The organism is Saccharospirillum sp. (genome assembly GCF_039982735.1).
Classification (GTDB): Bacteria; Pseudomonadota; Gammaproteobacteria; order Pseudomonadales; family Natronospirillaceae; genus Saccharospirillum.
This window is the reverse complement of sequence record NZ_JBDWXV010000007.1, coordinates 60,909-86,236: the sequence shown is the minus strand read 5'-3', so window position 1 is coordinate 86,236 and position 25,328 is coordinate 60,909. Positions and strand designations below refer to the sequence as shown.

Below are 25,328 nucleotides of genomic sequence, written 5' to 3'. Positions count from 1 at the left end.
GGGGTTGGCTGAGTGGCATTGGTCCGCACCGGCTACCGTGAGTGCCCCTGTGGGGTCGGCGTAAATCCGTCAATGGCGGTCCGACGTCTCGGGCCTAGACCGCAGCATCCCTGCTGCGGACTACCCCACAAGAGCACTCCCGGCAGCCGCCGCTTGTCACTGCAGCGAACTCCGAAACTTGAGTTAGGCAGTATCATTGCCAAATACTGCGGAGATAACGCTATGACAGAACAGCAGGCCCGGCATTGGGCCGAAGCGACGCGTGCCGCTTGTCAGCAGGCAGCGCAGAATGCATTTGAGGAGGCCTCAATATTGGGCTTGTGTCGGGAGGGGGCGATTGAAGCGGCACTGAGTGCCATTGAGATGGTTGATGTGAACGAGGTAAAAGCCAAACCATAGTCCGGCCTGGTAACCCTGCATGGGCGCCTATTGATTGATGTTCAATAGACGCCCGCTGGTGTCATGAACCAGGCATGTTAGTACAGGTAAACCACGCCCCGGTTATCTTTGGAATTATCGGCTTGCTCTTCGGCACTGGCTTGCGTACCCGTAGCATTGCTGCCTTCGCTTCTTGCTGCAATGGCCAGCGTCTCTCCGTCACCACTTAGGCTGACGGCATTGCCAAAACGGTCGCCATTGTCTGTGTTCGTGGCTTTCAGGTAAGCGTGCTGAGTCCACGCCTGGCCTGTGCGACGAAACACATAGGCGGCACCCGCTGGGTCTGTGTTGTCGAACTCATTGCCATTGATGCCGACGGCGGTACTGGCTTCATCCACTGCGCCAACCACCAGCACATTGCCAGTATGGCTCAAACTCACGGCGCTTCCGAAGCTGTCGCCGGCATCGGTATTGCTCGCTTTGAGGTAAGCCTGCTGCGCCCAGTCAGTGTCGGTACGGGTAAACACATAGACGGCGCCAGCACCGGGTGCTTCATTGTTTGACTGGTCGCCATCAACGCCGGTGACTGCACTGTCCTCAAATCGGGTACCCACCGCCAATGTGTTTCCGTCACCGCTGAGGCTGACGGAATCACCAAAGCGATCCTGCGTTTCTGTATTGCTGGCTTTAATAAAAGCCTGTTGTGTCCAGTCGACGCCGTCATACTCAAATATATAGGCGGCACCGGATTTGTTTGCTCCAATATCGAACGCGTCACCGTTGACACCGGTCTCGCTGCTGTCTTCGAAAAAGGCGCCCACGGCCAGGGTTGTTCCTTCGCTATCGACACTGATGGAGCGACCGAAGAATTCGTCACCCACGGCATCGCTGGCCTTAATGTAGGCCTGCTGCTGCCAGGTATCGCCATCATGGGTGAATACGTAGACCGCGCCGACGTTTGTGGCATTGTTGTTTTGTTGGCCGTTGATCACCTGGGCATCACTCCGTTCACCAGCAGCCCCTACGACCAATACCGTACCGGCATCGTTTAAGTCGATGGATTCGCCAAAGTTGTCATTGGCGTCCGAATTGTTGGCTTTGATGTAGGTTGGCTCAGACCAGACGCCCTCGGCACGGGTGAACACATAGGCCGCGCCAGCATTCCCTGCGTCATTGTTGGTCTCGTCGCCGCCGATTCCATCGGCATCACTGTCTTCGTTACTGGCGCCGACAGCGAGCGTATTGCCGTCTGCGCTCAAGCTCAACGCAACGCCGAAGTTGTCACCGGAACCACGAGTGCTAGCCGGTAACCGCTGTTGTTCTGTCCATTGGCCGGGGCCGGTTTTCGTAAAGACGTAAATAATGCCCACTTTATCACCACTGCCGTCAGAGAATGCCCTTGCTTGGGGGGCACCCACTGCCAGGGTATTGCCGTCGGCACTCAGGCTGACCGCTGTGCCAAAAAAGCTGCCGTTGTCGACATCACTGGGCTTGATGTAACCGATCAGGTCGTTCAGGCCGTCATCGATGGTGAGGGTGCTGGCGTCAACGCAGCCCACCTCGTTGCAGCTTTGCAGAATGTACTCGGCGTTAAACCGTGTATAGGTGGGGATTTCCAGTGCCAGGGTTTCAGTACCTTGAGCAATCGGCTCACCCAAGGGGCTGAACCCGGACACGCCGTCTGGGTTTTCCAGTAATATGTAGTGGGTGGCGCCTTCGACGTCAGTCCAGTCGAAGCGCAGGGTTTTTATGGCGTCAAAGCTCAGGCTGACCTCGGCTGCCGCGGGAGGTGTCGGATCCGTGCTTGTATCTGTGTTCGGGTCCGTGCCCGGATCAGGGTTGCCGTTCTGGGCGTTGTTTTCGGAACTGCTGGAGTTACAGCCGCCAAGCAGCGCCAGTAAGGCGAAGCTCAGTAGGAGGGCGATTGATCGCATGGGCATAAGCATGGTGAGGGTTCCTGTTTCCATTCATTTTACGGCCCGCCAATGAGCCATTGAGTCTGTGACGATGGGCGACACTGTTTTGGATGCATTCAGACATTTTTTTGTATTGGGCGAGTGAAAAATGCACTTGAGAACGGGTCGCTGTTTTCGGTCGCACCAAACCAATGCATAACGTTTGATGCTAAAGGCTGTTGCCGATGGTGTGTACCCTACAGTTGTCGGGGGTTTCATGAGCAACTGCCGGAGCCGGTCCAAATTTACGGTCTAGTGCATGACTCTCTGAGTGCCTTGGCAAAAACCAACACACCTTAAGGGCACGGACTCTGCGATAACATTTCTCTACTTATTCATGTAAAAACGTGCTTTGCTGCACTCTATATAGTGGGTGCAACACACAGGCCGAAGGCCTCTTTTAGGCCGAGTTAATAGGGCCAGTTTATGGTGGAATCGTTTAAGCCAGCGTTTGAAAACGCATGGTTTTGTCGAATATTTTAGAAAATGGCATAGCAGTTCGACTTTCGATTGCCAAAACCGCCTGGGGAGTAGCCTGCATGACGTTGACGATCACGACCCTTGGCGAGCTAACTCTGTGGAGCGAAGGCCAGGCTCTCAAGTTACCCGCCTCAAAACGTACGCGCGCCTTGTTGGCGTACCTCGCCATTACCAATCGACCGCATCGACGTGACCGGCTATGTGAAGTCTTCTGGGATTTGCCAGATGACCCGAGGGCAACGCTTCGCTGGTCATTGAGCAAGCTCAGGCCCCTGATTAACCGGGGTGCAACCGAACGTTTGCAGGCAGACAGAGAACGTGTGTCACTCTCCATGACCGACGTTGAGCTGGATATTCGTCGTCTTGCCAGCGCTATCGAAGCGCCCGACATAGCAGCCGACGTGCTGGAATCCATGCACCGGCAGCTAGCCGAACCTTTTCTGAACGGCATCGATTTGCCCGGCCAGCCTTTGTTCCAGAACTGGTTGACGTCAGAACGCCAGGATATTCTGCGCCTGCAGGGCAAGGTATTGGCGCGGCTGGCCTCACACCCCAGTGTTCCACGCGAAACCCAACTGAGCCATGCCCGCGCATGGGGAGAGCTGGAACCGTTTAGCCCGGCAGCGGCAAACCGTACGCTAACCCTGCTCGGCTTATTGGGGCGCCCGATGGAAGTCGCCCGTCTGACGGACACACTCAAGACCCGATTTCGCAATGCAGGCATTCAATGGACTGCCGAGGCAGCTCAGTCAAGGCGATTGGAAACGGAATCGATCAGTCAGGAACTGACTCGTCGTGAGATGCTGTCCCGTCAGAATGTTGCCTTTTGTCAGGCGGTTGATGGCGTTCGGATAGCCCATGCTTCAGTGGGAAAAGGCACCCCCATTATTAAAGCAGCGAATTGGCTCAGCCACCTTGAGTACGACTGGGATGCACCCATCTGGAGCCCGCTCTTTCGCGAGTTGGCCATGCATCACCAATTCATTCGCTACGATGAACGGGGCAACGGCTTGTCAGACTGGGAAGTCGATAATCTGTCGTTCGAGGCATTTGTTACCGACCTGGAATCGGTCGTCGAAGCCAATAACGTCGACAAATTCGCACTGTTGGGTATTTCCCAGGGGGCTGCCGTTTCGATTGATTATGCCGTTAAACACCCGGATCGCGTTACCCACCTGATTCTGTTTGGCGGCTATCCGGCGGGCTGGCGAATCAACGCCACAGAGAGTGAGGTTCAAGAGCGGGAAGCGGTGATGACTCTGACGAAAACCGGCTGGGGTAGAGATAACCCGGCTTATCGCCAGATATTCTCCTCGACCTTTATGCCCAGTGCCAGCTCAAAGGAACTGACCTGGTTCAATGAATTTCAGCGGCTGACGACATCGCCAGAGAATGCCGTGCGTTTCCTGTCGGTTTTTGGTGATATTGATGTGCGTGAACAACTGGCCAGGGTGACCGTTCCCACCCTGGTGATTCACTCATTGGGCGATCGCCGGATACCCGTCTCCGTGGGGCGTGACATTGCGGCCGCCATTCCTAATGCCGAATTTGTGGGACTGGAGAGCGACGGCCATTTGTTGCTGGGAAGGGAGGCCGCCTCCAAAGCGTTTGTGGATGCGGTTAGAGAATTCATTCAAAGGCACTGAAATACTCATTAAGGATTGGTATACACCCAAACGCAAAGAACGGGACAAAGCCCCGTTCTTAGTTGTTCCAAATAGTCAGGTTTGTTTAGCGGTGGCGCAATAACCGGACACTACCCAGCATCAGTGTGAGCAAACCAAACCAGAGCCCCAGGCTGCCACCACTGCTGCTACCGCCGCCGTTTGAGCCGGAAGAGGCTGAGGCATTAACGCGTTCAAAAGCACCGATGTCACAGCCTTTGCCGTTTTGCTGGCGGTCAACACCGCGCTGGTCGGTTGGCAAGCAAGTATCCGGGTTACCCGCATTGTCACCCAGGCTACCTGCGACGAGTGCGTGCGTCAGGGTTGGCCCGCCATTGCCGGCCAGGGGTGCCAGCAGTTCGGTCAACACGAGGGGTGCATTAATCAGTTGGTCAGTACTGTGCGTTGCGCAGCCAGTGCCATTGCCGATAACGTTATAGCCGAGCGAGCGAGCCCCTGGATTTAATTCGCAGTCCGGCCCTTCTGTGGCCGTATTACCCGCAATGATGCTATTGCCATACGCAAGCAGGCTGTCGGTAGCGCCCTGAAAAACACCACCGCCCAAATTAGAGGCAACATTGTCGGCCATCGTGACGTGGTTCAAATTGGCGATGGCTCCACTGTCCAGATACAGCGCACCGCCATCGCCACCCTCTACCCGGTTGCCGCTTAGGGTGGTGTTGAGCAGTACCACGGCGTTGTATTCAGCGAAGAGGCCACCACCACTAAACAGTGCGCTGTTGTCGCGGATAATTGAGTGTTCCGCCCGAAGCTGCGCACCTTCGAGATACAGCCCGCCGCCGGAACCGGCTGGGGCCGAGTTATCAGCAATGCTTGCATTCATCAGCGTCAACGCGGCCTCATAAAGATACGCGCCACCGCCATCGCTCGAGGTAGATGTATTACCCAAGACCGAGGTGTTGGTAAGCGTTGCACTACCGGGGTACTCGAGATAGAACCCCCCACCAATAAACGTACTGGTGTTGTTGTCGATTTGACTTTCAACCGCGTTCAACACGCCTTCATAGATATAGAGACCGCCACCGTCTGACGAGGACGAGTTGTCAGACACGGTGGATCCAAACAGGCCGACCGATGAACTGTAGAGGTATAAACCACCGCCGTCGCCTACGGCCTCGTTGCCTGTTAAACGAGTATTGACCAACTTTACCTGAGTGGAATAGTCGGTATAGATGGCGCCACCATCGTCACCGGCGAAGTTTTCAAATAAGTCGCTGTCTTCAATAATCAGCAATTCGTAGTCATTCATGCTGATCGCACCACCATCACTGCCTGCTTCGTTGTTGGACAGGAGGGTACCACTCAGTTCGACAGTGCCCTCGCTGTCTGAAGCTATCGCGCCACCATCTGTTGTCGCAGCGTTGTTCGTAAGGGTTGACTCGTTGACGACCAGGTAGCCTTCATCGCTGTATACCGCGCCACCATCACCTGTTGCTGTGTTTCCGGAAAACGTGCTTCGGTAAACGCGAACCGAGCTATCTATTCCGGCTATCGCTCCACCATCGGTACCTGAGTTGTTGCTGAATGTACTGTCGTAGACGGTTAGGAAGGCTTCTAGTGCATTAATGGCTCCTCCTTTTAAATCGCTGGCGTGGCCGCTGAATTGACTGTCACGTATGGTTACACTGGCATCCGGCATAATGGCCATACCAGCGCCAGCGAGCGGGCTGCCGCCATTGGCAATGCGTATGTTCTGCAGTTCAAAGTCAACCGCGTCGACCTCGGTACCGACTAAAAGCACTTGAACTGAATTGCTACCGTCGATGATGGTATCGGTCTTGTTGGCACCTTTGAGGATCAGATCTTCGGTAATGGCGAGTGTATCGTTCAACACGAAGATACCCTCGGGTAGCGTTACAAGATCTGTGGCGCTGGTCTCACCAGCCGGGCATTCGCCGGTGCTGTCACCGGAGGGGACATTGGTGTTTGCTGCAATGATGGCTTCCTGCAGGGAGCAGAAACCATCATTGGCCGTTGTGTTGTTGGTGGTCGATACGGTCAGCGTCGCGGCCTGAGCCGAGACGGCTGCGGTGGCGATCAGCAGGGTGTAAGGCAGTAATTTCATGTTGTCCTATTCCTTTAAGCGAATGTACGTAAACGGATATAACCCGGGCCTAGCGCCTGATATAGAGCGTCAGCAATATCTGGCTCGTTAAGACAATTAAGCCTGACGAGCCCCGTTTGATTTGCTCCCTTTGAGGCGCTAGCAAGAAGCATTGGTTCATAGACGACGGTCAACGACCGTTTGGATGCAATGGAGCGATATTTTATGGGGCTACCGTTTGAAAAAGCGTTTGAACTTGCTGAGTAGGGGAACTATTGACAGGAATCTGGTCTTGGGTAGTATTTGAAGAATGATTATCTGGATGCACGCACATCGATTTACTGACCTCCGAGTCCTGAAGCAGGGCACGGTGGTCTGACTTTTCCTGTCTGAAAAGCCAACTCCGGGCTCTGGGCTCGGAGGAACATTCCACAATCCCCCTTGGAATATTGCAGTCATGCCAATGCCGTGACTGCAGGCTTTTTGGAGAATTATTATGTCCATACATCTCACTGCCGGCCAATTGGTAGAGGCCCTCACGCTTCGCGATCTCAGTAACCCCAGCCAGGGCGTTCATGCCATGCAACTGTTGCTGGATGACATTCAACATGCCATCGAAACCCTTTGCGACTGTGAGCTGCAACGACTGTCGGGCCACCCTCTGGTTCGTGTGCAGGACAATTACGACGCCCTCGGTTACCCTGAAGATGGCCCAGCGCGGGAAAGCCGTTACAGCCGTTACCTGTCCAGGCGCTGGATGCTGCGTACCCAAACGTCCTGTCTGGTCCCTGAATGGCTGAGCAGTTGGCGCGATAAAACACCCCGGAGATTGGGGTTACTATGCTCAGGCCGAGTATATCGTCGAGACAGTATTGATCGGCTTCACGTTGGCGAACCGCACCAGGTAGATGTATGGGTGCTGTTACCTGTCAGCGAGGTTACCGATCTGCAGACGATGTTACGGGATGCCATCGATACAGTGATGGCCGCGATATTGCCCGAGCATCCGCTTCGACTGGAGGCGTCATCGCACCCTTATACCCGGGACGGCTTGCAACTGGAGGCACTCTCAGAACGCAATCAACTGGTAGAAGTTGGGGAGTGTGGTCGAATAGACCCGGCGTTGCTTGCTCGTCACGGTTGGGACCCGGATAAAGTCACCGGCGTAGCGATGGGACTGGGCCTCGATCGATTGCTGATGTTGCGCAAACACCTGCCTGACATCCGCTTACTGCATCATTCGGATCACAGAATAGTGGCACAGATGCAAGACCTTAAACGATGGCGGCCGGTTTCCTACCAACCAGCGATCATACGTGACCTGTCCATAGCTGCCGAGTCGGATATGGACAGCGAGGTGTTGGGCGACCGTGTTCGTGAAGCCATACCGGAAAAGCTTGACTGGTTGGAGGCCATCGAAATAGTCAGTGAAACCGCAGGTGACGACTTGCCTGCAGTGGCCGTTGACCGGTTAGGTCTGAAGTCTGGTCAGAAAAATGTGCTATTGCGACTGACCATGCGCCACCCAACGAGGAGCATTGGCCGTGACGAGGCCAATGCTTTACGTAACCGTGTATACCAGGTCTTGCACCAGGGAAGTGTGACGGTTCTGGCTCAATAGTGATTAAGGGGGAGGGTAAATTCAGTGGCGGGTGAAACCGCTTGTGCCGGCATTAACCCATGCGAGAGGGGTTGGAGGGTCGCTGGGAACCCTCGGTCCCTGTCGCTTACTATCGCCAGAACGGTTTGCTGGTTTCCCGAATGGCATCTGCTCTTTTCAAGCCAATATCTTTCAGGATGTAATCCGGCAAGCGGGCCAATTGTGCTCGGGTTTTGTAGTTGCGATACCAGTGCCGGGCGGAGCTATAACAGTACGACATTGCGCTGCGTACGCTGCGAGCGACCAGGGCGAAAGGAGAGCTTATTAGCGGCTGGTGACTGTGATCGACTGTTTCGGCGGGGTTACTCACAAGAAGGCTCCTCAGGTGTTAATCGAAAACGGGTATTTCCGATTGACACCATGTTAAGCGCATCACCTGAACCGGTACAGATGCAGAAAATAGGAAAATTGACCATAACAGATAGTGTCGATAAGCTACTGTTCCGGTTCGTTGTGAGCGATCTGTACTGGTCTCCAGAACCGCTAATGTCTGTAATGTTCTGGTCGATGCTCGACTGAGGGTGCTGATGGAAACTAATCTCTATGCTCAACTTGCTGACTCACTGGTTGAGCAGATCCGCCAGGGTGTGTTTCGACCGGCTGAAAAAATGCCTTCAGTGCGTTTACTGGCGCGACGTGAATCGGTGAGTATTTCCACGGTATCGGCTGCCTATGAACAGCTTGAACGCAGAGGTTGGGTCGAGGCACGTGAGCGTTCAGGCTACTTCGTGAAAAGCAAGAACGAAGAGGCGTTGTCGGCGCCGAAACAGGCGCGTACCCGGCCCCGGCCATTGCCGACGACCCTTTCCCAGCTGGTTATGGAGGTACAGCGCGGTTCCATTACCGAGGGCGCTAATTTTTCCCGGGCGATCCCCTCGTCAGACTTCCCAATCATCCGTCAGGTACAGCGCACCTATACGCGATTATCACGAACCCAGCCCTTTCTCGGCATTGGCTATGACTCCCCGGAAGGCTTGCTGGCGCTAAGGCAGCAAATCGCGCGTCGAGCGGTCGACGCTGGTGTCTTTGCCCCGCCGGAAAGCATCATCGTGACTACCGGGTGTCAGAATGCGATGGCGCATTGCCTGCGGGTAGTCACCCAGCCTGGCGATATCGTGGCAGTAGAGTCTCCCTGCTATTACGGCCAGTTGCAGATGATTGAAGCTCAGGGTTTGCAAACCGTGGAAATTCCAGCGCACCCTGAAACCGGTTTAAGCCTGGAGGCCTTGCAACTGGCTTTGGATAAGTGGCCGATCAAGGCCATCATGACGGTGCCTACTTTCTCTAACCCGCTGGGCTGCAACATGCCAGACGAGAACAAGCGGGCGCTGGTCGATATTCTGGATCGCTATGACATTCCGCTGATTGAAGACGATATCTATGGTGACCTGCATTATGCCGAGCAGCGACCGAAGGCAGTAAAGGCGTTCGACAGGAACGGCCGGGTCTTGTTGTGTTCTTCTCTGTCAAAAACCATCGACCCGCAATTTGGGATAGGCTGGATCATACCGGGGCGCTATTTCGAGGAAGTCGTGCACAGCAAGTTCGTCACCTCGCACGCCATGGCATCGTTGCCACAACTGGTGGCGGCGGAAATACTGGCGCAAGGGGCCTATGAGCGACACCTGCGCCTGGCCCGTGAAACCTATCGGCAACGCTACCAGTTTATTGTTGAGCGAATCACTGAGTACTTCCCGCCTGAAACACGGGTGTCTCGTCCTGAAGGCGGCTTGGTGGTCTGGCTGCAGTTTCCACAGCAAGTGGATACTACAAAACTCTACCACCGGGGGCTTGCTGAAAACATTCGCATCGCCCCGGGTGAACTGTTTTCAGTGACGGGGAAATACCGTAATTGCATGCGTTTGAATTATGCCCTTGGCTGGTCACCTGAAAAAGAAGAGGCGCTGCGCAAACTGGGGGGCTGGGTAACAGAGGTGATTAATGAGGAGTGAGAGGCTTCTCCCGATGGAATGCCGACTCAAGCTTCCCGGGTAGCTTCCTTTTCGCTGGGGCTGGCTTTTGGCAGGCGCAGGCTCTTGTCGAACAGGTCTTTGTAGAGACCGCGTGCTGCCTGAACGAAGTAATCGACGTTTTGCTGCGACCATGCACCAATCAACCCGCCTTGCAGCGTGGCCAGTACCTGACACGCTCGTTGATGGGCCTGGGTTTTGGGCAGGTTATCGCGCGTAAATATCACAGTCAGCCAGTTCAGATTGAGTGCATAAAAAGCGTCGACTGTAGCGTTGATGTCCGCCGTCAGGGTTGCTCTTTCGACACTCAGCATAGCGCACAAACACACTTGTTTGGAGTGCGTCATTTCGGTGTAAAACATCCGGATGTACAGTCGCAGCAGTTCCGCCGTGGCGAGGCTCGAGGTGGCCGGGTCGGGAAGGGCTTTTTCAAAGCGCTGGTTGTAGCGTTTGGCCACCGCAGTGCCAAGATCCGACTTGCTCGGAAAGTGGTAGTGCACGCTTGCGCTTTTGATGTTCAGGTCTTTCGCCAGATCGCGGAAGCTGAACGACCCGAAGCCACCCTGGCGAATGTAGTGTTCCGCACGATCCTGTAGTTGTTCGCGGGTATTACTCATGTTCATGGCCTTATTTGTGGGTAACGACTGTGTGCGCTCAGGCCCGTTTTTTGATCTTCGGGTTAGGTAAGTCAGTGATTGTACCGGCCCCGAGTTCAGCGGCAAGCCCCACGGTCTCGTGCAAGGTCGGGTGGGCGTGAATGGTCAGGGCGATGTCTTCGATGTCGGCCCCGAATTCGAGGGCCAGGCTGAGCTCGCCCAGCAGCTCCCCGGCGTTAATGCCGACAATGCCTGCTCCCAGAAGAGTGCCCTTATCTTTGTGGAAAATCAGTTTGGTCTTGCCTTCGCTTCGATCGGCGCCGATTGCGCGCCCGCTGGCGGTCCAGGGGTAGATTGCGGTCTCAACATTCAGGCCCTGGGTTTTGGCTTCTTTCTCGGTTAGCCCGGTCCAGGCGATCTCGGGGTTGGTATAGGCGATGGACGGAATGGCCTTTGGCTCGAACACCGCTTTGTGACCGGCAATAACCTCGGCGGCTACATGGCCTTCATGCGAGGCTTTGTGTGCCAGCATTGGGTTGCCGATGATGTCGCCGATGGCAAAAATGTGCGGAACCGATGTTCGTAACTGCTTGTCGACTTCGATAAAGCCGCGTTCATCAACGCGAATGCCTGCGTGATCAGCGCCAATTTTATTCCCATTCGGGCGTCGCCCGACCGCAACCAGAAGGGCGTCGTAGGTTTCCTGGCGGGTTGTACCGTTGGCGTCCTCAATCGTGACGTTGAGGCCATCCGGTAAAGCGTCTACTGCCGTTACCCGGGTTTTCAGGTGGACGTTGAACCGGTCTTTGTTGAATCGCTGGTAGACTTTGACCAGGTCGCTGTCGGCAGCCGGTATTAATTGCGCGGCAAATTCTACGACGGTGACATCGCTTCCCAGCGCTTGATAGACAGTGGCCATTTCCAGCCCGATGATACCGCCGCCAATCACCAGTAAACGTTGGGGAATAAAGGGAAGTTCCAGGGCTTTGGTGCTGTCCCAGATTCGGTCATCGTTGTGGGGGACGAAGGGGAGTTGCACCGGTGCCGAGCCAGCGGCGATAACGCAGTGGTCAAACTCGATCAGGGTATTTGTATCGCTGCCGGTTACCTCCAGCCGGTGCGCGTCTTTGAAAGTGCCGTACCCTTGCACCACCTCAACCCGAAGGCTTTTTGCCATGCCACCGACGCCACCGACCAGTTTATCGACCGACCGTTGCTTGAAGGCACGAACCGCATCGAGGTCGACCTTGGGTTCACCGAACTGAATACCGATGGAGTCGGATTCCCGGGCTTCCGTTAACACGGCAGCGACATGCAGCAATGCCTTCGATGGAATGCAGCCAACATTAAGGCAAACACCGCCAAGCGTAGGGAAGCGCTCAACCAGGGTTACCTCCTTCCCCAGGTCTGCCAGCCTAAAAGCGGCCGAATAGCCCCCGGGGCCAGAGCCTAGAACCAGAACCTCGGTCTTTAGTGTCGTTGCCATAGCGATGCCTCTGTTTATACCATACCTATCAGTAGGTAGGTAAAAGCATAGTCGGCCCCCTGGTTTTTGTAAATAGGGTGATGGTGGATGTTGAACTAAGGTTTTGGCGGTCGTTCCGAAGACTTTCCTTGCATTCGGTTCAAAGGGTGTGTTGCAGTTTCGCAGCCATTGCGGTGTTCAAACCGGGTGACTTCGGGGTATGGTGTTCAGTGACTACAGGATCGGACACAGGTTGAACCACAATGGAAGCGCTTCCCTATCTGCGTGAGATCGTCCTGAAACGGGATCAGGTAGACGGTTTCGACCGTTATCCCTTTTCTATTCCAGCGGTACGGGAGCTGGATTCACTCGAATTTGCCCCGGAAGTGACGTTCTTTGTCGGCGAAAACGGCAGCGGCAAGTCGACGCTGATGGAAGCGATCGCCGTCTCACTGGGGTTTAACGCAGAAGGCGGCACCAAAAACTTCAATTTCGACACCCGTGCTTCGCATTCTTCGCTGCACCATTACCTGAAAACCATCAAATCCTACCAACGGCCCAAAGATGGCTTCTTCCTGAGGGCGGAGAGTTATTTCAACCTCGCTACCAACATTGAAGAGCTGGACAAGGACGACCCGGAAAGCCTTATGCCACCGCCGCCACCGGTGATCGACTACTATGGCGGCGTATCGCTGCACGATCAGTCTCACGGCGAATCGTTTCTTGCCCTCTTGTTGCATCGTTTCGGCGGCAAGGGCCTGTATCTGCTCGATGAGCCCGAAGCCGCGTTGTCACCGACCCGGCAACTGGCGGTGTTGAGCCGGATGCACCAGTTGGTTGGGGATTCATCACAGTTTATTATCGCAACCCACTCTCCTATATTGCTTGCCTACCCGGGTGCCTGGATATACCAGATCGACAGCACGGGTATCAGCCGCGTGAACTATGAGGATACGGAGCACTATGCGGTGACGAAGGCGTTTTTGAATAACCCGGAGAAAATGTTGGACGAGCTTTTTAAGGACTGAGAAATTCAATTACATAACCTAAAGGATAGCAACCAACAATTCTTTCCACTGTTGTCTTCCTTTCTCATTACGGTAGTCGTGTACTCAAGTAATCCACCCGGGCTTAATATTAAAGTATTCAATTTATCAATTCGTATAGAAATCCGACACGTCATTGACTGAAAAAATTCGTTGGTCTCGGTGACATTAGCAAGTTACTTATTGATATATTTTGAAACATTAGTTAACGGACTTCATTCAATTCTCGGCTAATAATCAGCCTGGGTTTCGAGTGTGCAGTCCGTGACTCATTCCGTTCAGTCGACAATAAAGGAAGACATGGAATGAAAACGATGAAATCAATGATAGTGATATTCATGGGAATACTGCTCGCCGCATGTGGAGGGGGTGGTAGTGATGGAGATGGTGACAATTCAGGGTACTCTGGGAAGACCTCACCGGCAACGGTTGATGACTCGAACAGTACCGATGTGGCCAAGGGCGTGCATGTGGCTTCCAAGCAGGCCGTTAGTTCGGAAGAGGGTGGTGGTGCATTACGTTCGTTGTTTGTACCCGACTCTCCCCGCGACATATTGATTGAGCAAAGTCTCGCGGATTCACAATCGTTGTTTGCTCGAAATACGTCAAGCGGAGATTATTCCGAGTTCTGTAATGGCGGCGGCTCTGCTTCTTATACGCTCACGACGTCACAGGATGGTCAGTCAGGTGAATTCACCTATGTCTATAACAATTGCACCTATACCTATGGCGAGTACTCCATTAATTACAATGGCAGCATGTACTACGAGTATGATAACAACGGTAATTATTGGTTGTGGGAATACGATTTAACGGTTTCCACGAATTACATGGGAAGCTACACGTTAACCTCTTCATACGAATGTTCCGGTGACCTGGGTTTGGGCAGTTGCATCGTTTCTGAAAACTTCAGTGATGACGGCGTCTCTTATCGGGTAACCGACGTGTCCTTTAGCAGTTCAGGCAGTGATTTCGATTTCACCGCTAAGATATACCATGAGGATTACGGATACGTTGAAATCGTAGCGACTGACTTGGTGTTGTGTGACAACGGAGGTTTTTCAAGCGGTAGCATCGTTGTGACCGACTCGTCATCTACCGATGTACTAACGTTAACCTACTCCGGCTGTGATGACCCGGTGGTGGTTACCTATAATGGGACAAGCTTTAACGTGAATCAGTAGCGATCAGGTTGGACGGTTTAGACTGCAAAAAAGCCCGCGCACATCAAGCGGGCTTTTTTATTTTCAACGATCAATTTCAGAACAAACTACTCTGCCCACCCTTCATCAAAGCTTCAATGTCTCCCGGGTCTTTGGCCACATCCTGCGTCAGCACTTCACAGCCGTCTTTGGTCACCACGACATCGTCTTCAATGCGCACACCAATACCACGCCAGCGTTTCTCGACGTTCGTGTTGTGTGGTGAGATGTAGAGGCCGGGTTCGATGGTCATCACCATGCCGGGTTCCATGACGCGCCATTCGCCGCCGACTTTGTAGTCGCCCACGTCGTGCACATCCATGCCCAGCCAGTGGCCGGTCTTGTGCATGAAGAAAGGGGCATAGGCATTGCTGCTGATCAGGTCGTCGACATTGCCATCAAGCAAGCCCAGTTCGACCAGGCCTTCGACCAGAACCCGCACAGTGGTTTCGTGCGGGGCGATCCAGGGTTGGCCAGGGCGTACGGCTTCGATGCTAGCGTACTGGGCTTTCAGTACCAGGTCGTAAATGGCGCGCTGTTCGGTGTTGAAGTGGCCATTGGCGGGGAAGGTGCGGGTGATGTCGGAGGCGTAGTATTCCAGCTCGCAGCCAGCGTCGATCAGCACCAGGTCGCCGTCTTTGATTTTGGCGGTGTTTTCGATGTAATGCAGAATGCAGGCGTTGTCGCCGCTGCCAACAATGGCGGGGTAGGCAGGCCAGGGGCTGCCGGCCATCATGCATTCGTGCTCGATTTCGGCTTGCAGCTGGTATTCCATCACGCCGGGTTTGCAGGCCTTCATGGCGCGGGTGTGGGCACGGGCACTGATTTTAGCGGCCTCGCGCATGATGGCGATTTCCTGTTTCGATTTGAACAGGCGCAGGTCGTGCAGCAAGTGCGACATGTCAGAGAAGTCTTCCGGTGGCTGGGCACCGGTCCGCACCTTGGCGCGAATCTGGTTGACCCAGGTCATCAGCTGGTGGTCGAAGTCGCCATCGACCCCCATTTGCGAGTAGACGCGGCTGCGGCCTTCCATCAGGCCGGGCAGAATGTCGTCGATGTCGTCGATCGGGAAAGCATCGTCAGCCTGGTACTGTTCCACTGCGCCATCGGGGCCAGCGCGGTAACCATCCCAGATTTCACGGGCCGGGTCTTTGTCGCGCACAAACAGCACGTATTCGCCCTGCTCGCGGCCGGGCATCAGCACCAGTACGGCATCCGGCTCACGGAAGCCGGTGAGGTACATGAAATCGCTGTTCTGGCGAAAGCGGTGGTGCACGTCGTTATTGCGAATGGTTTCTGTGGCGGACGGCAAAATGGCGATGCTGTTATCGGCCATCTGTTCCATCAAACGCTTGCGCCGTTCGGCAAATTCCGCCGGGCTGATGTGTTTCATGCGGTCGTCCTCAGGGTCTGTCTTTCCAATAGAGTTAGCGTATTTTTTCGGCAAGCGTCCCGGGTCAGTGAACGACCGGGGGTTCGTCGTCGCTGGCGGCGTTGGCGTTGTATTCCAGAAACAGGGTGAGTACGCCCAGACGAACGTGTTCGCTGATTGCCAGGAAGTCGGCCTCGGCCTGGTCGCCTTCATCGTATTCGGTATCGACCTGGGCAATGGCCGACAAGTCTTCCAATACCTCTTCTACGGCTTCGGGCAGGGCCTGGCCTTCCGCCACAACGCCGACCGAGCCAAAGGCACCGAGAAAGCTGCCGCTCCAGTCGCTGAGCGCATCGAGGCGTTCATCGAGCGGGGCTTCGTCGGTAGGCAGTAGCAGGGTAAAGCCAAGGCCTGTGTCTTCGAGTGACTGCAATGTCCACACATAGAGGCCTTTGAGAATGATGTGGTGGCCTTCGGTGACGGTTTCCGTCGGAGCCAGTAGCTCCAGCGCCCAGTGCACCCAATCTTCGCTGCTCATGCGGTGGCCGGCGGCCAGAATGCCCGCCAGGGAGGCATGCAGTGAGGTTGGGGTTTGGCCGGTACCCAGGCGTCGAAACAGCTCGGCGAGGTCGTCATAGGCCATTTCAGGGGCTTCAGGGCGGGATTCAGGGTGTTTTGCTGACGAGTCGGACATGAAGTCTCCAATCGGAGGGCCAGGAGGGGGGTGGCCCAGAGAATGCGCGGGTCCGGGTCCAGTCCGGACATACTTTTTACCTGGTACTTTTTACCTATAAAACATGCTATCACAGCCCAGGCTGTGACCGCAGTCGTTGACCGTTACCAAGCCGCGTTTATATAGTAGAGCCCCGTAAACAATGCTGGCCTGCCAATGTCTGAACCATCCTTAACGAGTCTGGAACATAAACTGGACGCCTTGCTCGACCAATTTCAGCGCCTGGAGCAGGAGAACCAGCTGCTGAAAGCCGAGCGGTCTGCCTGGCAAGCCGAGCGCGCTAAACTGATTAAACAGAATGAGCTGGCCCGAGACCGGGTTGAAGCGATGATAGTGCGCTTGCGGGCCATGGAGCAATCGGAATGAGCAATGTACAGACCCTGACCGTCACCATTCTTGACCGCGAATACCGCGTCGCCTGCCCGGAAGGCCAGGAGCCCAAGCTGGAAGAAGCCGCGCGGGCGCTGGACCGCAAAATGAAAGAAATACGCGTAACCGGCAAAGTGTTCGGCATTGAGCGCATCGCGGTGATGGCGGCATTGAACCTGACCCGGGAGTTGCTCGATACCACCCCGGTGGCCGCTCACGATCAGGACACCCTGGCACGGCTTGAGCAGAAAATCAGCCAGGTATTGCCCGAGCAGATCAGCATAGCGATGGATCTGGATGAGGATGATTGAGGGTAACCTCATCCTGCGAAAAATTTTCGATCAGCGTTGCGGGGCCAGGGAGCGCGTCCCAGGCGAGCCGGGCGTTTCAAAGTGATCGTGAAGTGAATAAATCGTATCTGTCAAGACTGTCATTCGCCGCATTTTCATTATAATTCAAGACATCCCTGGGCTATGCGCCAGCTATGCAAAGTCCTCGAGCCGATAATTTTTACCCAGGTGTTTCTTAGCTGGTAATGTGAGCATGTCCGCTTGTCGGAAAGCCTAATTTATCACGAGGGACGCCGCCTTGAACTCTACGGTTCAAGGTCTCTCATGGCAGCGGTAGTCTGGGGATACCCGTTTTTTGGAGTCTGTTTCGGATGACTCAGCCCGACCCTGAAATAGCTCATCAGAAGCGTGCCTTGCGCAAAGACCTGCGTGCTCGCCGGCGCGCCCTGTCACCAACCGAACAGCACCTGGCTGCTGTAGGTCTGGTTCGTCAGGTTCGCCATCACCCCGATTACCCTCGCGCCCGACGCATTGCCCTGTATTGGGCGAACGATGGTGAGATCGATCTCGCTCCGCTAACTGAGCAGTTGAAGGCTGATGGAAAGTCTGTGTTCCTGCCAGTGCTTAACCCCCTCGATCCCGTCCGTCCGCATCTCTGGTTTTGCCACTGGCAACCGGGCGAGCCAATGCGAGCCAACCGGTTCGGCATTCCGGAACCGGCCAGGCCGAAGCGTATTCCCACCTGGACGCTCGATTGGGTGCTGATGCCGCTGGTGGGGTTTGATGCCGCCGGGGGCCGGCTGGGCATGGGCGGCGGTTTTTACGACCGGACTTTCGCGCAGGAAGGGCGCTGGCCACAACAGCCGCAACGCCTGGGCGTAGCGCATGAGTGCCAGTGTGTAGAGGCTATTCCCCAGGAAGGGTGGGACCTGCCCCTAGCGGCGGTGATCACCGACCAGGGCGTATACAAGTAGCGTGGGATGCAGCACCTGGCCTGAAGCCAGAGCGCCTATTGGCGGTTAAGCTCGGTTCCCAACAGGATACCGGACGCCTTGGCATTCACATCATTGATGCGTTCGCGATTGTCTCCCTTCGACATGCCGCTCAGGGTCAATCCTAACCCGAGGATCAGCGCCAGCATCACCAGAATATCCGGTTTACTGCGTTTCATAGTGGCTTTCTTTTTTAATAATGGATGTTGGTTAGCCGGTTTTACCGGTCTGTTCACCCCGGCCTCGACACCGGTGGTACTGCGTTCTACTGTGATACAGCGCTGATTCCGACGCGCTGTCAGAATCGTGGCGAAGTATCCGTCAACTAATGTGACAAATCTGTGATAAAAATCAAAGTATTTTATTCTTAAAACGCACAAACGGACTAAAAAATGGCAAATTGGCTGCTAAAGACCGAACCTGATGTCTTTTCAATCGACGATCTGGCCGCTGCTGGCAAGCAAGGTGAGCCCTGGAACGGCATTCGCAATTACCAGGCCCGGAACTTTCTGCGGGAGATGACACCGGGCGACCGGGTACTGATCTACCATTCTTCCTGTGCCGAGCCGGGCATTGTCGGCGAAGGAGAGGTGATCAGTGCACCAGCCCCCGATCCGGATGCCCTGAACCCGGAGTCCCCCTATTACGACCCGAAAAGCTCGGCCGATAACAACCGCTGGTCGGTGGTGCAGATTCGCTATGTCAGGCACTGGCCGGGTGTTATGAGCCTGAAAACCCTGAAGGCTGTGCCTGAACTTGAGAACATGGCCCTGCTACGCCAGGCACGGCTCTCGGTAAGCCCGGTAACGGACGCCGAATGGCAACATCTTGTGCAGCGATAACCCCGGTGTGACCCGACGCACCGAATACAACGTCGGGGTATGGTTAACTGTGCCAACACACAGCGGGGCTACATGAGCCGGTATGGATAAGTTAAAGCCCGTCAACTACTCCAGCCTGGCGGTCGCCGAACTGATTGACCAGACGACCTGGGCGAATGACTTTACCTGGGATGAGATCAAAATCCTCGGCGCCTACTTCACTGCCTACGAAGTCGAGAAAGGCACCGTTATTTTCTACGAGGGTGCCCGGGCCGATTATATGGGGCTGATCGTAAAAGGCCGGGTTCGCATCAGTAAAACCGGTGCCGACCATTCCGTGATTCCGCTGGTGGTGTTGTCGGAATCCCAGACGTTCGGCGAGCAATCGCTGATCGACGGCGAACCGCGCTCCGGCCTGGCCGAGGCCATGGAACCCACCACCTTTGTGATCACCAAGCGCCACCAGCTGTTCACCATGGCCAAAGAGGAGCCAGACCTGGCGTTCCGCGTGCTGTGGAAAGTCTCCCACCTGTTGAGCCAGCGCTTGCGTCACACCAGCTTCAAGCTGGTCGATGCCCCCGGAAGCAAGGCCTAGCTGTTCCTAAAGCCAGCGATACGCCAACATCCCCAGGTATTCATGCAACGCCAGGCTGCTTTGATGCAAAGCCAGGCTGGACGGTAACCAGCCCATCCAGGGAACACCAAAGTAATGGGTCATGGCCGTAGGGGCCGCGGTCACGGTCAGGCCGGTTTGTTCAAACACCCGAACTGAGCGAGGCATGTGGAACCCTTCGGTCACCAGCAGAATATGGTCGATACCCGCCTCGTTCAGCAGTGCGGCCGAAAAGTCTGCGTTTTCCCGGGTGGTGCGGCTGCGTTCTTCCAGCCATCGGGTGTCAATCTGAAAGCTGAAATCCAGTTCGTTGGCCATGGTGGCGGCGAGCGTTTTGGCATCGTCCCCAAACACCGACCCGCCGGAGACCAGGATGGGCAAACCGGTTTCCCGATGCAGGAAAGCACCGTAGCGCAAGCGCAGCAGGGTGTGATCTAGGCTGACCGGGACGCCAAATTCAGGCGCGGAATCATCAATACCACCGGCCAGAATGACGATGGCCTCTGCCTCTGTGGATTCCCGCTGCGCTTCGCTTAATGCCGGGTAGTGTGCTTCCAGCGAGCGCATCAGCGTTGTGCTGACAATGGGCGAGGAAAATAGCCACAAGCTGGCCAGGGAGACAACAGCCAGGGTGCGGGCCAACACCGGGCGCTGGCGCCAGAGCAGAATGGCCAGAAGAGCCACCAAAATCGAGATCATCGGAGGCAGAGCCAGGGTTTTTAGAAAGTAGCGCAGAATCATTCGACGTCCCTGTTGGAAAACTGTGTAAGTGCGAAGCTCACCCCGACGTTGTCTGCCGGAGGTCATAGCGTCGCGTGGCCACTTTAACGGCATTGTTGAGATAACAGAAGCTTCGGCCCGAAGGCTGACTTAGTACTCGAAAATCATCTCCATCGGCATACGGTTGGGGGCGAGCATCGTCATATCCATGTTGCCTTGCCTGCACCAGATTACCTTTGTCACGGTGCAGCACAGGCCTTGCGTGATAACATCGCCGGCCTTTATCGGTTCGATGAGTACATTTTCCCATGACCCGCACCAACCACGCCCTAACCAGCGCTGTTCTACCCACCTTCTACCGGCTGTGGATACCTTCCATGTTGGGCCTGTTGGCGCTGTCGACGGCCAATATTGTTGACGGTCTTTTTATCGGCAACTACGTCGGCGCCACCGCATTGGCCGCCGTAAATCTCATCATACCCTTCTTCGGCATTCTGTTCGGCCTCGTCTTTATGCTCGCCATGGGAGGCGCTGTGCGAGCCGGGAAATACATCGGCGAAGAAAACTATGCTGCCGCCGGCGGTATTTTCTCCAAAACGCTGATGGCCGTCGTCGCTCTGGCAGCGACGGTCACCACGCTGGCGCTGGTGTTTGAAACAACGCTGCTGCGTGGCTTGGGCGCCACTGATGAAGTGCTGCCGCTGATGCAAATCTACTTCCGCATCACCATGGGCTTTGTTTGGGCGCAGCTGCTAACCGTCACCCTGTACTTCTTTGTCCGCCTCGACGGCTACCCGGCTCTGGCGGCCATTGCGCTCGCCATCGGCTCTGCCATCAATATTGGTTTGGACTACCTGTTCATTGCCCACTTGAACCTGGGTATTGCTGGTGCAGCCTGGGCTACCGGTATTTCGCAAACCACACCGCTATTGGTGTTGTGCAGTTTTTTCTGGTTTCGCAAACGACACCTGTACTTCAAATTGCAACAACAAGGCTGGCGAGAGCTGTTTCAATCTGCTTTCAATGGCTTGTCGGAGTTTGTGAACGAAGTATCGGGCTCCATCATTGCGCTGGTGCTCAACTGGCTGTTCGTATTGCGCTATGGTATCGAAGGCGTCGCGGCGTTTACGGTCCTCAACTATCTGCTGGTGATCGGCATGATGATGGTGTTTTCCATCGGCGATGCGGGCGGCGTATTCGTTAGCCAGAACTTCGGAGCTCGCCAATTGGAGCGCATTCGACGCTTTTTGTTGGTCAGTGCGGCGAATGCCATGCTGATCGCCTTGGTTTTTGTCGGTTTGCTGGTCGGTTTTACCGAGCAACTGGTGACGGTGTTTTTGCAGGAAGACGAATCCAGCGTCATCGTACTGGCTGTCGAATTAGTGAGTTGGATATGGCCGGTGTTTCTGGTGAATGGCTTGACGATGATCGTCACCTCTTATCTCACCGCACTGCACCTGCCGGTGGCATCAGCACTGATTGCCATGAGCAGAGGCTTGGTACTGCCCGCGGTGTTATTGGTCACCTTCTTCGTGCTGTTGCCAGAACAACCGTTTATTGTAGCCATCCCCTTGGCTGAATGGCTGACCTTTGGTTTGGCGTTGTTGTTCTTATGGCGGTATTTTCCGAATGCGCAGCTGTTTAAGCGCATTGGTCAATCAGATGTCACCGGTTCCGCTTAACCTCATCTGAGTGCGGGTGATTGCACCCGCAGCTCTTGATGCTGTGCGGGCGCTATGGTTTATCTGAGAAGGACTCTGCTGTTGGTGTGGTTATTCTGTTGATTGTCCAGCCCGAGTTTGTTGGTGCTGTCGGGTTGTTGGGCGCATTGTTTGCGCTCGACGTGAGGGGGGCATTCGGCTCGAAAACGAGCCGGGTTTTGATCAGCGCCGGGTGTTCATCTTCACGGTGGCTGACAAACAACAGCGTGGTTGGCCCAGTTTCCAGAATGCGCTCCATGGCGGCCAGAACCCGAAAGCGATTTACGTCGTCGAGGCCCTGAGTCGGCTCGTCGAGAATCAGCAAGGGTGGCTGTTTGATCAGCGCCCGGGCGATCAGGACCAGACGTTGCTCGCCGGTCGAGAGGCTGCGAAAGGAATCGCCAGCGCGATGATCCAGCCCCAGCAGTTCAAGCCATTGGTGCGCCAGGTGGGCCTCTTCGGCGCCGGTGTTGGTGTAGACCCCGATCGAATCGGTTAGGCCGGAAACCACGGCCGTAATCACATTGCCGGCGACCCGATAATCCCGATGCAAGGCACCGGAGACCAGCCCCAGGTGTTTTTTAATGTCCCAGATGGTTTCACCGCGACCACGGCGATAGCCGAAAACGGTCAGGTGATTGGCGTAACACTGTGGGTGGTCGCCACTGACCAGGCTCAGCAGCGTCGACTTGCCACAGCCGTTGGGGCCAATGATCTGGGTGTGCTCGCCCGGCATCAGTTGCCAGTTCAGGCCCTCGAACTGAACGCCGGTGGCGTATTCCACCTTGCCGTTCTGTAAATCGACCAGCGGCTGATCGGCGGGCCAGTCGGGCAGTTGAAAGTCTGACTGGCGCGGTGGCAGGGTAAGCGCATCGGCGCGGGTGAAGGCGAGGGCGGCCTGCCAGTCCGGATGGGCCTGAACCTCATCGGCAACACCGTTTAGCACCAGCCTCCCGCGATCCAGCAAGGCCAGATGGCTGGCCCAGGCGGGAATGTCCTGGCGCTGGTTGATCAGCAGTATCAGCCACTGGCCCTGTTCGGCGAGCAGTCCGAGTGCCTGTTCAAGATCGTGTCTCGCGTTCGGATCGAGCCCTTCATAGGGTTCATCGAGCAGCAGTAAATCCGGCTGTTCCAGCACGGCCCGGGCCAGCATGACTTTGCGACCTTCACCGGAGCTGAGCAGGCGGTAACCGCGATCCAGCAAGCCGTTCATGCCCAGGCTGGCTACCAGCTCGTCGTGGCGGTCTGACCAGGGGGTAATTTCTTCCATCAGAGCACGCACCGTGGTACCCGGATCAATGTGATCGGTCAGGTCGGTCTCATCCCGGTAAAGCTCTCGTTCGTACAACGCCTGCTGATTCTCCAGCGATAGCCAGTGCACTCGCTTCGGCCGATCTATTAACGTGCCTGCCGCTGGCTGCAGGTCATCACACAGCAATCGTGCCAGCGTACTTTTGCCGCTGCCATTGCCACCCAGCACCACCCAGCGTTCGCCCGGTTCCAGCCTCCAGTCGGCCAAGTGCAAGGCAGGCCCTTTGGGCGCCGTGACGGAGAGGTGTTCAAACTGCATGCCGATACCCGCATTTTTGTGAAAGGGGATTACGCTAGGCGCAGCCAGTGCTGTGATCAAGGTCATCTTTGCCAAGAGGGTGTTGCAGATTGTGATTCACTGGCGACGCTCGGGTGCTCCGTTCACGCTAAAGCGACGTACGTGATGCAGGTGTAGAGAAAGCATTGTGCGGGATACTGCGTTCGGGCTGCTTTCCCGCCCGGGTCAATTGCGCTTTGAATCACCCCTGTGGTGCAATGCCCCGTCGATTTACCGTATTCTCAACGGCACTCAGGGTGCCGAACAGAAACCAATACCTAGCTGGAGAGTCTTGATGTCTGCTCGTTTGGACGAAAAACTGGATTTGATCTACCGGGATGTACTGCACCGCAACCCGGGCGAAGAAGAGTTTCATCAAGCGGTTCAGGAGGTTCTGGAAACGCTGGGGCCGGTGATGAGCAAGTACCCGGAGTTTGTCGACCGTAAGGTCATTCAGCGCATCTGTGAGCCGGAACGGCAGATCATTTTTCGAGTGCCCTGGCAGGACGATAACGGCGAATTTCACATTAACCGGGCGTTTCGGGTGGAGTTCAACTCGGCACTGGGGCCTTACAAGGGCGGCATGCGGTTTCACCCCTCGGTGTACCTCGGCATCATCAAGTTTCTGGGGTTCGAACAGATCTTCAAGAATGCACTGTCCAATATGCCCATCGGCGGTGGTAAAGGCGGCAGTGATTTTGACCCGAAAGGTAAGTCGGACGATGAAGTCATGCGCTTTTGTCAGAGCCTGATGACCGAGTTGTACCGCCATTTGGGGGAAAATACCGATGTGCCCGCCGGTGATATCGGCGTTGGCAAACGCGAAATCGGGTACCTGTTCGGCCAGTACAAACGCATTACCAACCGCTATGAATCCGGCGTGCTGACGGGCAAGGGGCTCGACTGGGGCGGCATTTTGGCGCGCAATGAAGCGACCGGTTATGGCCTGGTCTACTTTGTCGATGAAATGCTCAAGGCCAAAAAAGACAGCCTCGACGGCAAGACCGTGGTGGTCTCCGGTTCGGGCAACGTGGCCATTTACGCCATCGAGAAAGCCACGCAGCTGGGTGCCAAAGTGATTGCCTGTTCCGATTCCAGTGGCGTGATTGTCGACGAGGAAGGCATAGACCTTGATCTGCTCAAGCAACTGAAGGAGGTTGAGCGTCGTCGGCTGAGTGCCTATACCGATACCCGCACCCATGCCAAATACAGTGAGAACGGGGATATCTGGAGCGTTGCGTGCGACGTTGCCTTGCCCTGTGCGACCCAGAATGAGTTGAACGGGAAAGATGCCAAGAAACTGGTCGAAAACGGCGTGGTGGTCGTCGCCGAAGGCGCGAATATGCCTACCACACCGGAAGCCGCGCGCATCTTTGCAGAGGCAGGCATTGCCTTTGGGCCCGGCAAGGCGGCCAATGCCGGTGGGGTTGCCACCAGCGCGCTGGAAATGCAGCAAAACGCGAGCCGCGATTGCTGGACTTTCGAGCACACGGAATCCCGCTTGCACCAGATCATGGTCGACATTCACAAGTCGGCGTTCGAGACCGCCGATGAGTTTGGCTCGCCTGGTAACTACGTGGTCGGCGCCAACATAGCGGGCTTCCTGAAAGTTGCTCGCGCCATGGATGCGATGGGGCTGGTTTAACCCG

Annotated in this window: 23 protein-coding genes and 1 other RNA gene; 14 read left to right on the top strand and 10 right to left on the bottom strand. The window is 55.6% G+C overall.

Features of this window, described 5'->3' with window-relative positions:
- The first annotated feature begins 222 nt into the window (after positions 1-222).
- Positions 223-399, top strand: coding sequence for a hypothetical protein (locus ABJT94_RS04340; protein WP_348474436.1), 177 nt, complete (start codon positions 223-225; stop codon positions 397-399).
- Between the two features lie 77 nt (positions 400-476).
- Here ABJT94_RS04340 and ABJT94_RS04335 read toward each other — a convergent pair whose 3' ends face one another.
- On the bottom strand, positions 477-2,324 hold the full coding sequence (locus tag ABJT94_RS04335) for an FG-GAP repeat protein (protein WP_348474434.1): 1,848 nt from the start codon (positions 2,322-2,324) through the stop codon (positions 477-479).
- Positions 2,325-2,872: 548 nt separating this feature from the next.
- Between ABJT94_RS04335 and ABJT94_RS04330 the strand changes: the two genes are divergently transcribed.
- Positions 2,873-4,459 (top strand): alpha/beta fold hydrolase, encoded by a 1,587-nt coding sequence (locus ABJT94_RS04330; RefSeq protein WP_348474433.1) that lies wholly within the window; start codon positions 2,873-2,875, stop codon positions 4,457-4,459.
- An 85-nt stretch (positions 4,460-4,544) separates the two neighbouring features.
- Here the strand turns inward: ABJT94_RS04330 and ABJT94_RS04325 are convergent, their stop codons facing one another.
- Positions 4,545-6,563 (bottom strand): choice-of-anchor Q domain-containing protein, encoded by a 2,019-nt coding sequence (locus ABJT94_RS04325; RefSeq protein WP_348474432.1) that lies wholly within the window; start codon positions 6,561-6,563, stop codon positions 4,545-4,547.
- Between the two features lie 475 nt (positions 6,564-7,038).
- Here ABJT94_RS04325 and ABJT94_RS04320 point away from each other — a divergent pair, with 475 nt between their 5' ends.
- The gene (locus tag ABJT94_RS04320; RefSeq protein ID WP_348474431.1) at positions 7,039-8,163 is read left to right on the top strand and encodes a hypothetical protein; all 1,125 of its coding nucleotides are present in this window, start codon (positions 7,039-7,041) and stop codon (positions 8,161-8,163) included.
- A 109-nt stretch (positions 8,164-8,272) separates the two neighbouring features.
- Here ABJT94_RS04320 and ABJT94_RS04315 read toward each other — a convergent pair whose 3' ends face one another.
- Complete coding sequence (locus ABJT94_RS04315) at positions 8,273-8,512, bottom strand: DUF1127 domain-containing protein (protein ID WP_348474430.1); 240 nt, start codon at positions 8,510-8,512, stop codon at positions 8,273-8,275.
- A gap of 217 nt (positions 8,513-8,729) precedes the next feature.
- Here ABJT94_RS04315 and ABJT94_RS04310 point away from each other — a divergent pair, with 217 nt between their 5' ends.
- Entirely contained in the window at positions 8,730-10,154 is a 1,425-nt protein-coding gene (locus ABJT94_RS04310; RefSeq protein ID WP_348474429.1) for a PLP-dependent aminotransferase family protein, read from the top strand.
- 26 nt (positions 10,155-10,180) lie between these two features.
- Here the strand turns inward: ABJT94_RS04310 and ABJT94_RS04305 are convergent, their stop codons facing one another.
- The gene (locus tag ABJT94_RS04305; RefSeq protein WP_348474428.1) at positions 10,181-10,789 is read right to left on the bottom strand and encodes a TetR/AcrR family transcriptional regulator; all 609 of its coding nucleotides are present in this window, start codon (positions 10,787-10,789) and stop codon (positions 10,181-10,183) included.
- Between the two features lie 37 nt (positions 10,790-10,826).
- Positions 10,827-12,254 (bottom strand): dihydrolipoyl dehydrogenase, encoded by a 1,428-nt coding sequence (gene lpdA / locus ABJT94_RS04300; protein ID WP_348474427.1) that lies wholly within the window; start codon positions 12,252-12,254, stop codon positions 10,827-10,829.
- Between the two features lie 242 nt (positions 12,255-12,496).
- Between lpdA and ABJT94_RS04295 the strand changes: the two genes are divergently transcribed.
- Both ABJT94_RS04295 and ABJT94_RS04290 read left to right on the top strand, forming a co-directional pair.
- Complete coding sequence (locus ABJT94_RS04295) at positions 12,497-13,261, top strand: AAA family ATPase (RefSeq protein ID WP_348474426.1); 765 nt, start codon at positions 12,497-12,499, stop codon at positions 13,259-13,261.
- A gap of 323 nt (positions 13,262-13,584) precedes the next feature.
- Positions 13,585-14,463, top strand: a complete 879-nt coding sequence (locus tag ABJT94_RS04290; protein WP_348474424.1) for a hypothetical protein — start codon at positions 13,585-13,587, stop codon at positions 14,461-14,463.
- Between the two features lie 76 nt (positions 14,464-14,539).
- Here the strand turns inward: ABJT94_RS04290 and pepP are convergent, their stop codons facing one another.
- Positions 14,540-15,874: a Xaa-Pro aminopeptidase gene (pepP, locus tag ABJT94_RS04285; RefSeq protein ID WP_348474423.1), complete on the bottom strand. Its 1,335-nt coding sequence runs from the start codon at positions 15,872-15,874 to the stop codon at positions 14,540-14,542.
- Positions 15,875-15,938: 64 nt separating this feature from the next.
- Complete coding sequence (locus ABJT94_RS04280) at positions 15,939-16,547, bottom strand: UPF0149 family protein (RefSeq protein ID WP_348474422.1); 609 nt, start codon at positions 16,545-16,547, stop codon at positions 15,939-15,941.
- A gap of 195 nt (positions 16,548-16,742) precedes the next feature.
- On the opposite strand from ABJT94_RS04280, the gene ABJT94_RS04275 reads away from it, so the two are divergent.
- The 4 genes from ABJT94_RS04275 (at position 16,743) to ABJT94_RS04260 (ending at position 18,219) form a co-directional block, all read left to right on the top strand.
- On the top strand, positions 16,743-16,952 hold the full coding sequence (locus ABJT94_RS04275) for a TIGR02449 family protein (protein WP_348474421.1): 210 nt from the start codon (positions 16,743-16,745) through the stop codon (positions 16,950-16,952).
- Positions 16,949-17,266 carry a cell division protein ZapA gene (locus ABJT94_RS04270; RefSeq protein ID WP_127559416.1) on the top strand — a complete coding sequence of 106 codons (318 nt, stop codon included), beginning with the start codon at positions 16,949-16,951 and terminating at the stop codon, positions 17,264-17,266. Before ABJT94_RS04275 ends, ABJT94_RS04270 begins: the two co-directional genes overlap by 4 nt.
- A 149-nt stretch (positions 17,267-17,415) precedes the next feature.
- Positions 17,416-17,594, top strand: a non-coding RNA gene (ssrS, locus tag ABJT94_RS04265) — 6S RNA.
- Positions 17,595-17,616: 22 nt separating this feature from the next.
- Entirely contained in the window at positions 17,617-18,219 is a 603-nt protein-coding gene (locus tag ABJT94_RS04260; protein ID WP_348474420.1) for a 5-formyltetrahydrofolate cyclo-ligase, read from the top strand.
- Positions 18,220-18,254: 35 nt separating this feature from the next.
- Here the strand turns inward: ABJT94_RS04260 and ABJT94_RS04255 are convergent, their stop codons facing one another.
- Entirely contained in the window at positions 18,255-18,416 is a 162-nt protein-coding gene (locus ABJT94_RS04255; protein WP_164743999.1) for a hypothetical protein, read from the bottom strand.
- A 213-nt stretch (positions 18,417-18,629) separates the two neighbouring features.
- Here ABJT94_RS04255 and ABJT94_RS04250 point away from each other — a divergent pair, with 213 nt between their 5' ends.
- Positions 18,630-19,079, top strand: a complete 450-nt coding sequence (locus tag ABJT94_RS04250; protein WP_348474419.1) for an EVE domain-containing protein — start codon at positions 18,630-18,632, stop codon at positions 19,077-19,079.
- Between the two features lie 82 nt (positions 19,080-19,161).
- A complete protein-coding gene (locus ABJT94_RS04245; protein ID WP_348474418.1) occupies positions 19,162-19,653 on the top strand; it encodes a Crp/Fnr family transcriptional regulator in 492 nt (163 codons plus the stop codon).
- Positions 19,654-19,659: 6 nt separating this feature from the next.
- Here the strand turns inward: ABJT94_RS04245 and ABJT94_RS04240 are convergent, their stop codons facing one another.
- Positions 19,660-20,412, bottom strand: a complete 753-nt coding sequence (locus tag ABJT94_RS04240; RefSeq protein ID WP_348474417.1) for a YdcF family protein — start codon at positions 20,410-20,412, stop codon at positions 19,660-19,662.
- Positions 20,413-20,699: 287 nt separating this feature from the next.
- Between ABJT94_RS04240 and ABJT94_RS04235 the strand changes: the two genes are divergently transcribed.
- Positions 20,700-22,073 carry an MATE family efflux transporter gene (locus ABJT94_RS04235; protein WP_348474416.1) on the top strand — a complete coding sequence of 458 codons (1,374 nt, stop codon included), beginning with the start codon at positions 20,700-20,702 and terminating at the stop codon, positions 22,071-22,073.
- A gap of 52 nt (positions 22,074-22,125) precedes the next feature.
- Here ABJT94_RS04235 and modF read toward each other — a convergent pair whose 3' ends face one another.
- Positions 22,126-23,727: a molybdate ABC transporter ATP-binding protein ModF gene (modF, locus tag ABJT94_RS04230; protein ID WP_348474415.1), complete on the bottom strand. Its 1,602-nt coding sequence runs from the start codon at positions 23,725-23,727 to the stop codon at positions 22,126-22,128.
- 247 nt (positions 23,728-23,974) lie between these two features.
- Between modF and gdhA the strand changes: the two genes are divergently transcribed.
- A complete protein-coding gene (gene gdhA / locus ABJT94_RS04225; protein ID WP_348474414.1) occupies positions 23,975-25,324 on the top strand; it encodes an NADP-specific glutamate dehydrogenase in 1,350 nt (449 codons plus the stop codon).
- The last annotated feature ends 4 nt before the right edge of the window (positions 25,325-25,328 follow it).